The organism is Oligella ureolytica DSM 18253, assembly GCF_000373745.1.
GTDB lineage: Bacteria > Pseudomonadota > Gammaproteobacteria > Burkholderiales > Burkholderiaceae_B > Oligella > Oligella ureolytica.
Genome location: NZ_KB892279.1, coordinates 92,906 through 106,335, shown reverse-complemented (window position 1 = coordinate 106,335; position 13,430 = coordinate 92,906). Strand labels below are relative to the sequence as shown.

11 protein-coding genes are annotated in these 13,430 nt (G+C 44.2%); 8 read left to right on the top strand and 3 right to left on the bottom strand.

The genetic code is table 11. From position 1 onward, the window contains the following. Nucleotides 1-81: 81 nt before the first annotated feature. Nucleotides 82-2,199, top strand: a complete 2,118-nt coding sequence (locus tag B092_RS0100460; RefSeq protein ID WP_018573276.1) for an ATP-dependent DNA helicase — start codon at nt 82-84, stop codon at nt 2,197-2,199. A 42-nt stretch (nt 2,200-2,241) separates the two neighbouring features. Here B092_RS0100460 and B092_RS0100455 read toward each other — a convergent pair whose 3' ends face one another. Then, the gene (locus tag B092_RS0100455; protein ID WP_018573275.1) at nt 2,242-3,066 is read right to left on the bottom strand and encodes an outer membrane protein assembly factor BamD; all 825 of its coding nucleotides are present in this window, start codon (nt 3,064-3,066) and stop codon (nt 2,242-2,244) included. 181 nt (nt 3,067-3,247) lie between these two features. Here B092_RS0100455 and B092_RS0100450 point away from each other — a divergent pair, with 181 nt between their 5' ends. The 6 genes from B092_RS0100450 (at nt 3,248) to B092_RS0100425 (ending at nt 9,898) form a co-directional block, all read left to right on the top strand. Further along, nucleotides 3,248-4,219 carry an RluA family pseudouridine synthase gene (locus tag B092_RS0100450; protein ID WP_018573274.1) on the top strand — a complete coding sequence of 324 codons (972 nt, stop codon included), beginning with the start codon at nt 3,248-3,250 and terminating at the stop codon, nt 4,217-4,219. Nucleotides 4,220-4,244: 25 nt separating this feature from the next. Next, nucleotides 4,245-5,090: a purine nucleoside phosphorylase YfiH/LACC1 family protein gene (locus B092_RS0100445; RefSeq protein WP_018573273.1), complete on the top strand. Its 846-nt coding sequence runs from the start codon at nt 4,245-4,247 to the stop codon at nt 5,088-5,090. A 272-nt stretch (nt 5,091-5,362) separates the two neighbouring features. Next, nucleotides 5,363-7,012 (top strand): PHA/PHB synthase family protein, encoded by a 1,650-nt coding sequence (locus B092_RS0100440; protein WP_018573272.1) that lies wholly within the window; start codon nt 5,363-5,365, stop codon nt 7,010-7,012. 189 nt (nt 7,013-7,201) lie between these two features. Further along, a complete protein-coding gene (gene phbB, locus B092_RS0100435; protein ID WP_018573271.1) occupies nt 7,202-7,945 on the top strand; it encodes an acetoacetyl-CoA reductase in 744 nt (247 codons plus the stop codon). 37 nt (nt 7,946-7,982) lie between these two features. Further along, nucleotides 7,983-8,546 carry a polyhydroxyalkanoate synthesis repressor PhaR gene (gene phaR, locus B092_RS0100430; RefSeq protein ID WP_018573270.1) on the top strand — a complete coding sequence of 188 codons (564 nt, stop codon included), beginning with the start codon at nt 7,983-7,985 and terminating at the stop codon, nt 8,544-8,546. 305 nt (nt 8,547-8,851) lie between these two features. Next, on the top strand, nt 8,852-9,898 hold the full coding sequence (locus tag B092_RS0100425) for a cytochrome-c peroxidase (RefSeq protein ID WP_018573269.1): 1,047 nt from the start codon (nt 8,852-8,854) through the stop codon (nt 9,896-9,898). A gap of 111 nt (nt 9,899-10,009) precedes the next feature. On the opposite strand, the gene B092_RS0100420 is transcribed toward B092_RS0100425, so the two are convergent. After that, nucleotides 10,010-11,503 carry a CoA-acylating methylmalonate-semialdehyde dehydrogenase gene (locus B092_RS0100420; protein WP_018573268.1) on the bottom strand — a complete coding sequence of 498 codons (1,494 nt, stop codon included), beginning with the start codon at nt 11,501-11,503 and terminating at the stop codon, nt 10,010-10,012. A gap of 123 nt (nt 11,504-11,626) precedes the next feature. Between B092_RS0100420 and B092_RS0100415 the strand changes: the two genes are divergently transcribed. Beyond that, nucleotides 11,627-12,523, top strand: coding sequence for a LysR family transcriptional regulator (locus B092_RS0100415; protein ID WP_026253496.1), 897 nt, complete (start codon nt 11,627-11,629; stop codon nt 12,521-12,523). 14 nt (nt 12,524-12,537) lie between these two features. On the opposite strand, the gene purU is transcribed toward B092_RS0100415, so the two are convergent. Beyond that, nucleotides 12,538-13,401, bottom strand: a complete 864-nt coding sequence (gene purU / locus B092_RS0100410) for a formyltetrahydrofolate deformylase (RefSeq protein WP_040607931.1) — start codon at nt 13,399-13,401, stop codon at nt 12,538-12,540. Nucleotides 13,402-13,430 lie beyond the last annotated feature (29 nt).

Genomic DNA, 13,430 nt, shown 5'->3' with positions numbered 1-13,430 from the left:
TATATTCATCAAGCAGGATTGCTACAATTGCTTGTGTCAATATAAGAATAATTTGTTCTAATCACCCTTTAGGAAGTTCCTTTGAGTTTTAATGTAAGTCGGTTTTTTTCTGATGATGGTCCTTTTGCCGGAGCAGTGTCTACGTTTACCAAGCGCAATGCGCAAACCGAATTGGCACAGGCGATTGAAGACACCTTTAGCAAAAAAAGTATTTTGGTGGCTGAGGCCGGTACAGGTACGGGCAAAACATGGGCTTATTTAGTACCTGCATTACTGGCGCCGGGTAAGGTGATCATCTCTACGGGTACCCGTAATCTACAAGATCAAATTTTTAATAAGGATGTGCCACAGGTCTGTAAAGCGATGGGCATACCGGCGTTGGTGTCGGTGCTTAAAGGACGCTCCAATTATGTGTGTCATCACTATCTAAAAGAACTTGAGGATTCAGAGACCGGTTTACGCTCTAAAAGTGAGGCCCCTCAATTGCAGGCGATTCGCCGCTTTACCGACGCTACCTCTACGGGTGATAAGGCGGATTGTACTGCGGTACCTGAAAATGCGGATATTTGGCATCGCGTGACGTCGACTGCTGACAATTGCTTAGGATCAGATTGTCAGTTTTTTGAGGAGTGCTTTACTAACAAGGCCCGCGCTCGTGCTCAAGAAGCCGATGTTGTCGTGATTAATCACGCTTTGTTTTTAGCCGATATGGCGTTGAGACAAGAGGGTATTTTTGATTTGTTGCCGGGAGCTGATGCCGTGGTCTTTGATGAGGCACATCAACTACCTGACTATGCAACCCGTTTTTTAGGTGAACAAATTAGTGGTCAAAAAATTTCGGATTGGGAGCGCCGAAGCTTAGCAGTAGTGCGTTTGCAGCTTAAGGGCGTGAGCAAGGAAGTCGAAGCATTGCTGCAAGCGGTGAATAGTGCCTTGCTGGAGTTTCGCCTGCAATTAAAGCCACTTGAAGAGATGCAAAATCAACAGTCCTTGGTACAAAATTTACCTAATTACGATCGGGTGATGGGGCGTTTTGATGAGTTGACCGATGCAATCCAACGGGTGGTAAAAGCCTTATTAAAGTATCAGGAAAAGCATCCGGACCTTCAAGCAGCGACCCGCGAAGGGGCGACAATTTATGATACGCTGATGCGCTGGTCTCGTAGCCACAAGCAAGATAGTGCGTCGGATTCTGACGTACAAGCGAGTGATAAAGAATCGACCCAAGCCAAGGTAGATCCTAAAGAAGATCAGCAGGCTCAACCATCGGATAGCCTCAGCGTGTTAGTCGCTAAGGAGATGGAAGAAGAAATTAACACGGTGACTGAGTTTAAGGAGACACCGTATGTATGCTGGATTAACCTAACCCAGCATGCCTTTCAATTACAACGGGCTCCGCTCAGCGTACGTCATTTCGGTAAATTTAGACGTTCGGATCAGGCATGGGTATTTACTTCCGCCACGCTGTCAGTCAATGGCAATTTTGATCATTTTACAAAAAACCTGGGCTTGTATGACGCTGTTGAAAAGGTTTGGGACTCGCCTTTTGAGTATCAAGATAATACGATTATGCTGATACCGAAGCTGCCATTACCTGATGATTTCTCATTTAGAGATAAGTTTATTGATGTGTTAATACCCCTCATTAAAGCCACTCATGGCGGTGTACTTATTTTATGTACTTCCCTAAGAGCGGTAGATGATTTTGCTGAAAAATTCTTAGAGCGACTGGATAAAGAAAATATCGATCGACCATTGCTCAAGCAGGGCGAGAATTCTCGTGCTTATCTAATGGACAGGTTTCGTGAAGAGGGTAATGCGATTCTCATCGGCAGTGCCAGTTTTTGGGAGGGAGTGGATTTCCCGGGTGATTTACTAACCTTGGTAGCTATCGATAAGATTCCTTTTATGTCTCCCGATGATCCGGTCCTTGATGCACGTATCAAGGATTGTGAGGAGCGAGGAGGCAGCCCCTTTTTTGAAATCCAAATTCCTCACGCTGCCATTACCTTGAAGCAAGGAGCGGGGCGTCTTATCCGTAGTGAAAATGATGCCGGTGTGTTGGTGATTGGTGATGTACGCTTAGTAGAAAAGGGCTATGGCAAAAGATTGTGGAAGGGTTTGCCCAATTTTTATCGAACACGTGAACCGGCAGATGCCTTACAGTTTTTGACGTACTTAGCTAACCACAAAAAATAAAGGCTTAGTTAAAAAACTAAGCCTATTAGCAATCGAGCGCTACTAGTTGAACCAACTTGATGGTTTCACAAAGTCATACCACTTACCGTCTTTGTTTAAACCATTGGTAAGATACTCGGAGTTAGGGTAGTTTTGCATAAAGACACGCTCTGCATCGCTAGCCTGATCCTGTAAGCCGAGCGCTTCATATGACTTCATCATGATGTATAAAGCGCGTTCGGTGGCACTCACTCCGGAGAAGTCGCGCAATACAACTTGGGCACGATTAATTGCTGCTACATAGCCATAACGCTCATAATAGTATTGAGCGACGTTAACCTCATTTTCGGCAATGGTATTAACTAGCCAGTTAAGGCGTAGCTGAGAGTCTTCGGCATAACGACTTTGCGGATAACGCTCAACTAATTGACTAAATGCCTCATAGGATTCACGCAGGCCCTTAGGGTCTCGTTCACTCGGATCCTGACCCGTGTATCTGCTTAGAAAAGCGCTCGGAGGGGTAAACGTAATTAACCCCTTGAGATAAAGCATGTAGTCTGCGTGAGGGTGATTAGGATACAGACGGTTAAAACGATCAATAACCACTAAGGCCTGCTCCGGCTCATCATCACGCCATAAAACATACGCCTCATCGATCATCGCCTGCTGTGCATGGCTGGAATATGGGAAACGCGTGCTAAGCGTATGTAGGTAGGTACTGGCTGTGCTCCAGTTTCTACTACGGACATTGTCACGAGCTTCCTCATAGAGTTGAGGTGCCGACCAGCCGAGTGTCTCATCGTTAATTTTATCTTGGGTGCTAGTGCATGCTGCCAGTAAGCTAACACCGAGAATTAGCATAAGGGACTTTAAGGTTTTTTTCTGCATATGGTCAATTTAAAATGAGAATGCTTGCGTGATATTATGCATTATTCTAATAAATACAGATAATGATAACAGCCTTTTTGCATTGCATAGCAACAGTTGCTGATTATCATTGAAAAATCAAAGTGATTATTTTAGTGTTAATCAAAAAAATCTACACATCGTCAATTATAAAGAGAGTTAAATGAACGATAAATCCATTGAATCAATTGAAGGGTTTGATGAAAGCTCGACAGAATGGGAAGAGCAAGAGTTCGAAATGCCACTGAGTTTTAGCAGTGAGCGTTTGGACAAGGTGCTGGCGACGCTATTGCCGGAGCATTCGCGTGGGCGCTTGCAGCATTGGATTGCAGATGGTTGGGTTAAGGTCAATGATCAAGAAGCTAAGGTTCGTCAGACGATACGAGCCGGGGATAGGATTTGGGTGCAACCACAACCTTCACAAGAGCAGACTGCATTTAGTCCGGAGGCGATGGATTTAGAGATAGTCACAGCGACCGAGCATTTTATTATTGTTAATAAAGCGGCAGGCATGGTGACCCATCCGGGGGCAGGTAATTGGGGTGGTACTTTACTCAATGGTCTCTTATATCATTTTCCTGAATTGGCACAGATACCACGTGCGGGGATTGTGCATCGTTTAGATAAGGATACCTCAGGCTTATTAATGATTGCCCGAACAGAAATTTCTCAAACACATCTCGTGCGACAACTTCAGGAGCGTTCCGTGGGTCGTCAGTATGTGGCGTTAGCAAAAGGGCATGTAGGAGATAAGGGAGTGATTGATGCGGCGATTGGGCGCGATAGACGGGTTGCTGTACGTATGTCCACAGACGCACCAATTGCTGCCAAAGAGGCACGAACACACTATCGATGTGAGGCCAGAGGCCAGTGGGATCATCATTCAGTCAGTCTTGTTGAGTGTCGCTTGGAAACAGGCAGAACGCATCAGATTCGGGTGCATTTAGCCAGTCTGGGTCACCCGCTTATTGGTGACAGTATTTACGGAGGGCCTACTTGGGTAGGTGCAACTCGACAAATGTTGCATGCTCAAAGCCTTTCTTTTATTGACCCTGCTGATGGTAGTGAGCAGCAGTTTGTCGCTCCTATACCGGAAGACATGCAAGGTGTCGTTGATGCTATTAATTGGTCCTAATATTTAAAACTTGGAGATGAGTCTGATGAGTGTTCTGCAACAAACCCCTAAACCCTTTGCCGTTTATGATGAACTCCAAACATTACCGATTATCAGCGGGCCGACCTTTCCCGGTCTGAATTATTTTACAACGACAGCAAAAAGCGGCAGAAAGGATGTCACTTCGACTTCCGGTGATGAGGATGCCTTTACTGAGGCCGGGTTTAATTTAGGCTTATCAACAGGGGCAGAGAGCAGCTTGGTGTTGGCTAATCGAGCTCATCTTAGGTCAAGGCTGCCATCAGAGCCGGTATGGATTTCACAGGTTCATGGGAGCTCAGTTTTTGATGCGGACAATTGGCAAGTGGGTGATGATCTTGCGATTGCTGATGCCTCGATTACAACAAAAATCGGTCGTACTTTAGTCGTGCAAACAGCGGATTGTATGCCCATTGTTTTGTTGGGTGCTGATGCCAAAGTCTTAGGTGTGGTTCATGCCGGGTGGCGTAGTTTGTTACTTGGGGTGATCGAAAATACGATTGAGGCGATGCTGAACAAATATGCCGGTGCTATTTGTTATGCCTGGATTGGTCCATCGATTGGGGCTGCTGTATTTGAAGTAGGGGCAGAGGTACGAGCAGCGTTTATCGAATCAAACCCCGCCTATGAGCGCTTTTTTACCATTAAAAAAGATCACACAGACAAATACTTGGCAAATTTAGTGGCTATTGCGAATCACAAACTTTGCCGTTTGAAAGTTGTCGGGAAAGTCGATGAGAATTGCCAAATATATTTTTCAGGGCTTTGCAGCTATTCGCTCGCTGATTGGTTCTATTCCTACCGCCGTAACCCTAACACAGGGCGCTTAGCGACAGTGGCCTACCTCAAATAGAGATATACCAAACTTGAATAATACTATAGCAAAGTAGGTATTAGTGTTTATCAGTTCGGTATGTTAGTTTGATAGATAGTGTAAATAAGTAAAAGTAAGAATTGTTAAATCTTTTATAATGATAGTTGCCTAGGCAGATTATTTGCACAAAAATGTAACACTTTTATATTATAATGAAATAATACCATGATGTGACAGATGGAATTCTTAGGAATTGTATGTGCGCGCCGATAAACTGAAAAGGCCGACAGAGGATCAAAGGGAGATAATTGATGCAGCAGTTTGATTTAAATAACAATCCATGGCTTGCTTCATGGAAGGAGTTGACTAGCTCAAGTGATTGGAAGGTGTTAAAAACAGATTTTTTAAGTAAGTATCAGGAGTTAATCAAACTCAGCCAAGAGGGTGAACTGCCTGCACTTAAAGATCGTCGTTTTAGCAATGAATCATGGCGTGAAAATACTCAGCTACATCTGTTAGCTCATTTGTATGCCTTGTCGTCAGAGACAGTAGAAAAGATGGCTACGCAATTTGATTTGCCGGAAAAGCTACAAAACCGTCTGCAATTTTCCGTTGAGCAATGGTTAGCCGCCGTTGCCCCATCTAATTTCTTTGCACTTAATGCTGAAGCGCTTAAGGTACTCCAAGAGACTTCCGGTGAGTCGTTGCAAAAAGGCATGAAGAACTGGTTAGCTGATATGCGCAAGGGACGCATGACGCAGACTGATGAAACGGCTTTTCAAATTGGTGAAAATATCGCAACGACAAAAGGCTCAGTTGTTTTTGAAAATAAGCTGTTTCAGTTAATTCAATACCAGCCAACGGCTGATCAGGTATTTGAAACTCCGTTGCTGGTTGTGCCGCCTTGCATTAATAAATACTACATTATGGATCTGCAAGAAGATCAATCAATGGTTCAGTATTTGGTTGAGCAAGGCCACAACACCTATCTAATTTCATGGCGTAATCCTTTACCAGATGATAAGGATGGTATTTTGGAAGCGACGTGGGATGATTACATCGAAGACGGCATCATTCAGGCGATGAATATTGTTCATGAAATCAGCGGTAAAGAGCAGCTTAACTTGGCAGCTTTCTGTGTTGGCGGCACGATGTCCGCAACTGCAGTGGCGATACAAAAAGCCCGTGGCATTGACAATGTCAAATCACTCACGTTATTAACCACCTTCCTGGATTTTACCGAAACCGGCGTGATGGATGTCTTTATCGACGAGGGGATGGTACTCAGAAACGATCTACAACTGGGTAAAAGCGGTTTAGCGACTGCGAATATGCTTAACAGCACGTTCTCTTGGTTAAGACCTAATGAATTAGTTTGGAACTACGTGGTGAGCCATTACTTCAAGGGTGAAGCACCAAGCGCTTTCAATATTCTTTTTTGGAATGCCGACAGTACCAACTTACCGGGACCTTTCTACGCATGGTATTTGCGCAATACGTACTTAGAAAATAACTTAGCTAAGCCGGATCATATCAGCGTCTGCGGTGAGAAGATCAACTTTGGTCGTATCAACATCCCTTCTTTTGTTTACTCATCCATTGCGGACCATATTGTGCCGTGGGAATCAGGCTTTGAGTCAGCCAAGCTCTTACCTGGTCCGGTCCGTTATGTGTTGGGAGCTTCCGGACATATTGCCGGGGTCATTAATCCACCGCAAAAAAATCGTCGCAATTATTGGGTTAATGAAAGTCAAACTGATGACATTGATCGTACACAAAGCGCCGGTGATTGGCTTGCAGGGGCCGAGGAAAAGCCCGGTAGCTGGTGGCCGGTCTGGGCAGAATGGCTAGAGCAACAAGGAGGCAAAAAAATCCGTCCTCGTAAAAACATGGGTAGCAGAACGTACCCTGTGATTGAGGAAGCGCCGGGGCGCTACGTCAAAGTAAAAGCATTAGATTGATTAAGCAAACGCTTAATTTCAGTTTAGTTTCATCCTAATTGCTTTGAATTAATTTTCTTTCAGCTGCATTGGTATCTAATACAGTCAGTGTTTTGTAAGCTTTTATATTAGGTTTTACCTGATAGACAAATTGATACCATACAGTTACATTTATAACTAAAGTCATTAAAATCTAAAGGAGAGTGGCTTATGAACTCAGCAAAAAAAGTTGCCTATGTTACGGGCGGTATGGGCGGTATAGGAACAGCTATTTGTCGTCGTTTGGCTGATGATGGATTTACCGTTGTCGCAGGTTGCGGTCCTACTCGTAACTATCAAAAATGGCTAGATGAGCAAAAAGCAGAAGGCTATGAGTTTCATGCTTCAGCCGGTAACGTTGCTGATTGGGAGTCGACCGTTGTTGCATTTGAAAAGGTTCGCGAAGAAATCGGTCCTATTGATGTGTTAGTCAATAACGCCGGGATTACTCGTGATGGTGTTTTCCGTAAAATGTCGGTTGAAGATTGGTCAGCGGTGATGGATACAAACCTTAATAGCTTGTTTAATGTAACTAAGCAGGTTATTGAGCATATGTATGAGCAGCGCTGGGGACGCATCATCAATATCAGTTCTGTTAATGGTCAAAAGGGTCAGTTTGGTCAAACTAACTACTCGACAGCCAAAGCAGGTATTCACGGTTTCACGATGGCTTTAGCCCAAGAGGTTGCGAGCCGCGGTGTGACTGTCAATACAGTATCTCCGGGTTATATTGGTACAGATATGGTACGTGCTATTCGTCCTGAGATTTTGGAGCAGATTGTCGGTACTATCCCGGTACGTCGCTTAGGTGAGCCTGAAGAGATTGCTTCAATTGTCGCCTGGTTGGCCTCTGATGAGTCAGGTTTTTCGACTGGCGCTGACTTCTCTGTTAACGGTGGCCTACACATGGGCTAATATATCATCAAGTTTTTTGGTGAATTGGTAATAAATAATGTCAGAAGTTAAGCAAGATAATTCGCGTGTAATTAAAAAGTATCCTAATCGTCGTTTATACGATACGGCGACCAGTTCGTATATTACGTTGGCCGATGTTAGGGAGTTAGTGGTAGCGTCAGAGCGCTTTACGGTCGTCGATGCGAAGACTAACGAAGACATCACGCGAAGCATCTTGCTGCAAATTATTTTAGACCTTGAGAGTGGTGGTGTACCTATGTTTAGCACCAATACTCTCAAACAAATTATTCGCTTTTATGGGCATGCGATGCAAGGGGTGATGGGTAATTACCTTGAGCACAATATGCAGGCCTTTACAGAAATACAGCAGCAGCTTAGTAAGCAATCTGAGGAACTGTACCAAACTCAATTCAAGCCCGAAGCCTGGGCTGAATTAATGTCAATGCAAAATCCTATGATGAGTCGCATGATGAATAATTATGTGGACCAAACCAAGGATCTTTATCTCAATATGCAAGAACAGATGCAGAGTCAAACACAACAGCTTTTTAATGTCTTTAATCCATTAGCGACAAAAAAAGACATCAAAAAAGATAAATAGTCTGTGTGACTTGTTTTTCATCTTTCTATGTCGATTGATCGACTGTTTTTTTGTTGTAAATAGCTTGTTTTAAGCGCTTTTAAAAGTCATAATATCAAAGAGACCTTATACATGTAATGGGTATATTGTTACTTTTTGGTTACATATTTGTGTTTTAAGGGCTTATATTACGGTCTTAAACGGGTGAAAAGAGTGTTTTTTGAGGGTTAACGCTTACCTAGCTTGATTAGGATCAACCCCAAAGCTAATCATCTTATATATCATAGTAATTAAGTTACAACATCCTACAATTCTAGGGGGAATTTATGAAGAAATTGACAGCTGCATTACTAGCCTGTGGCGTTTTCGGTTTTATGGCGACGCCTGCGTTAGCTCAACAAGCTGAGGGTGAACGTTACAAACCTAGCAATGAGTTAATCCAACCAATTGAGCCACATGTTGTTGAAAATCAGGCTGAGGTTGATTTAGGTAAAAAGCTTTGGTTTGATCCTCGCTTATCGCGTTCAGGTTTTATTTCCTGTAACTCATGCCACAACTTAATGCTGGGCGGTGCTGACCACTTAGTCAGTTCTGTTGGTGACTATTGGGCTCAGGGTCCAATTAACTCACCGACCGTTCTTAACTCAAGCTTGAACTTTGTACAGTTCTGGGATGGTCGTGCGGCTGACTTACGCGAACAGGCCGGTGGCCCGATTGCGAACCCTTTAGAGATGGGTTCTACTCACGAGTTAGCGGTGAGCGTATTAAAAACAATTCCGGGCTATGTTGATGAGTTTGAAGCAGTTTATGGCGACAGAGAGATTACTATCGAAGAAGTGACCGGTGCTTTAGCTGCTTTTGAAGAGACCTTAGTTACGCCTAATGCGCGTTTTGACCAATGGTTAAAAGGCGATGATGATGCAATTACCGACCAAGAGTTAAATGGTTACTTACTATTTAAAAACAGTGGTTGTGTCGCTTGTCACAACGGTCCTAACTTAGGTGGTAACTCGTTCCAGCGTATGGGTCTAGTTGAACCGTATGTTACTGACAATGAAACGGCGGGTCGTGCCGGTGTGACCGGTCAGGATATCGACCGTATGAACTTTAAGGTACCGACTTTACGTAACGTTGAGTTAACCTACCCGTACTTCCACGATGGTGGTGCTAAGACCTTGAGTGAAGCTGTTGATATCATGGGTCGTTTGCAGTTAGGTAAAAAGTTTGAAGCCAATGAGATTGAAGACATTGTTGCTTTCTTGAAGACCCTAACTGGTGATCAGCCGGAGTTTACTATCCCTGTTTTATACCCTAACAGCGATGAAACACCTCTTGCTAATCCATGGGCTCCACAAGAGTCAGCTGAAGGCTAGTTTCGAATTTCAATTAAATGCTTTTAGTTCATGTTAAGCAGTAAGCAAAAGGTCGTGAATATCATATTCGCGACCTTTTACTTTGCTGCGTTAATACTCAGTAGCTGAGCTTTACTTCATCGCAATGGTGGTATTAACATTTCGGTCATGGTGTGACCAACGCGCGGTTACTGTTTTGGTTTGGGTCCAGAAGCTGAAGGCCTGCTTACCGTTAGGACCTAAATCACCGAGTTTGGAGCCACGTGAACCAGTAAAGCTGAACCAGGCCACAGGTACCGGAATAGGAATATTAATACCTACCTGTCCCACATCAATATTGTTCTGGAAGTGACGAGCAACACCACCATCTTGTGTAAAGATAGCGACACCGTTACCGTTAGGGTTGTCATTGATAAACTCGATGGCTTCATCAAGTGTATCCACATTGACAATAGCCAAAACCGGACCAAAGATCTCTTCGTCATAGATTCGCATGCCCTTCTTGACACCGGTGAAAATGGTAGGCCCTACGAAGTTGCCATTTTCATAGCCGGCGACCACGCAGTTACGACCATCCAGTACCAAGTTTGCGCCCTCATCAACGCCTGATTGAATGAGTCCTTCGACGCGTTGCTTAGCTTTAGGGGAGACTAGAGGACCTAGGTCGGCTGTGGTGTCAGTACCGACATTGACTTTTAAGCCTTTGGTTCTTTCGACTAACTCATCGACCCATTGGCTGCTTTCACCCACCATCACGGCGACAGATGTTGCCATACAACGCTGACCGGCCGCACCAAAGGCCGCCCCAACCAATTGATTAAGGGCAACTTCTTTGTCTGAATCAGGCATGATCACGCAGTGGTTTTTGGCTCCCATCATTGATTGGCAACGTTTGCCGTTATCAGACGCTCGTTGATACACCTCGGTACCGACATGCGTTGAACCAATAAAGGACACAGCTTTGATGTCAGGGTGTTCGCATAGATGCTGCGCCACATCCGGACCGCCATGGACCACGTTTAAAACACCGGGAGGCAAACCGGCTTCCAGTGCTAATTCGGCTAAAAATAAGGAAGCGCTCGGATCTTGCTCAGAAGGTTTTAAGATAAAGGTATTACCTGCAGCGACGGCATAAGGGAACATAAAGCAGGGCAGCATCACGGGGAAGTTAAAAGCGGTAATGCCGGCCACAACACCGAGGGGTTGGATAAGGGTGTAGACATCGACACCACTGGCGGCGTTTTCTGAAAACTCACCCATTTGCATACTGGCGACAGAGCAAGCGTGCTCAATGGCCTCTAGCCCACGGCCGACTTCACCAACTGCATCGGGTAAGGTTTTGCCATGCTCTTTGGTGATCATGGCGGCGAGCTTGTCCGTGTTGTCACGGACTAATTCTTGTAGTTTCAGCATGACTCGCATGCGACGATTAAGCCCTGAGTTCCGCCATGTTTTGTAAGCTTCTTTGGCATTGGCAATGGCTTCATCAACCTCATCGATACCGCATAGAGGTACCTTAGCCACGACCGATTGGTCGGCAGGATTTAATACATCCAGATATTTATTACTTTTAGATTGGACTTTTTGACCGTTAATTAATAAAGGAATAATGGGTGTCTCGCTCATCTATGTCTCCTGTCAGTAGTTACATTTTTTTATTACTTAATTTTGAAGCCTAAAAAAATAAAAATCAATATAATAAATGCACAATCATTGTTTATTTTTGCACCAGTTTTTATAAAAGAGAATGTGATGGATTGGGATGGGATACGTTATTTTTTAGCGGTCGCGAGAACCTCAAAAGTGTCTGAAGCAGGGCGTCGATTAGGAGTTGAGCATAGTACAGTATCGCGGCGCATTCGCCAATTAGAGCAAGAAATGGGGACGGTGCTTTTTGATAAGTCGCGTCGCTATGGTTATCTATTGACGGAGGCGGGCAGAAATTTGCTGCAGCATGCGGAGAAGATGGAAAGTGAGCTGCTCAATGCGCATCAGACCATTAGCGTGTTTGAAGAGGATTTAAGTGGAGATATTCGGGTCGCTGCAACCGAGGGCTTTGGTGTTTATATGCTGACGCCTTTAGCAGTGGATTTTCAGAAGCAATACCCAAAGACCAGTCTAGAGATCATGGCCTTTCAGCACTTTGTTGATCAATCTCGTCGAGAAGCGGATATCTTCATTACGATTGATCGGCCGTTACGAGGCAACTATGTGTACCGATTATTGAGTGATTATAAGTTGAGACTTTATGCGTCACCACAATATTTAAAGCGCCATGCGCCAATCAATACTCCTCTTGATTTAGCAGAGCATCATTTTATTGATTATATAGACGAGTTTATTATTAGTGAGGAATTAAAATACCTTGGTGATTTGATACCGGGTGCCAATGTGGTGTTTAAATCTAATAGCTTGGTGGCACAGTTGCAGGCCTGTTTGGCAGGCCAGGCAATGGCGGTATTACCGTGTTTTATGGCGCATCAAAATCCTGACTTACAAGTCGTTCTTCTCGATGAAATAGCAATTAAACGTAGTTTTTGGATGCTGTATCATGAGGATTTGAGGCAGCTAAAGCGCATCGAGCTATTTTCTAATTTTTTAAAAAATAAGCTCGAACAGCGCCAAGCGATGATGATGGGCGAATAAAAGCCCAAGGCCAGTTAGTTAAACACGACGGTGCGATGACCGTTTAATAAAATACGGTGCTCTACAAAGCTTTTAACGGCACGTGACAGGACAAGTGATTCGATGTCACTACCGACTTGTGTCAGACGTTCTGCGCTGAGGCGGTGATCGACATGCTGTACATCCTGCTCGATAATCGGGCCTTCATCCAGATCGGCAGTAACATAATGAGCTGTTGCACCAATGATTTTTACGCCACGTTGGTGGGCTTGGTGATAGGGTTTAGCCCCCTTAAAACTCGGTAAGAAGCTATGATGAATATTAATTGCTTTACCTTCCAGTGCTTCTGATAGCTGATTTGAGAGGATTTGCATATAACGTGCCAGTACAACAAGATCGACCTCAAGATCGTCAACTAACTTAAGTATTTCTGCTTCCTGCTCTACTCGGTTGTCATTGCTGACGGGTAGGTAGTGAAAGGGGATACCATAGCTTTCTGCCAGTTTTTCATGATCACGATGGTTTGAAACAATGCCGACAATATCCATGTGCAACAAGCCGCTATGGGTGCGGAATAATAAGTCATTTAAGCAATGCCCTTGTTTACTGACAAGAATGAGTACACGAGATTTTTGCTCAGCTGAAACGATCTTTAAATCCATATTAAAACTGTCTTTGATGGCTGCCAGTTCAGCTTCAATCTGTGCTTGTTTGATGTTGGTGGGCACACTGAAACGGATTCTCAGGAAGAACTGCTGAGTATCTTCATCGCCGAATTGCTCAGAGGTGAGGATATTACCACCGAGTGTAAGCAGTGCGCCGGAGACGTTATGAACAATGCCGATTTGATCGGGGCAAGAAATGGTAAGAATAAATTGGTGCGTATTCGTAGTGTTCATTTTAATGATTAAATAATTGTTTTTTTTAA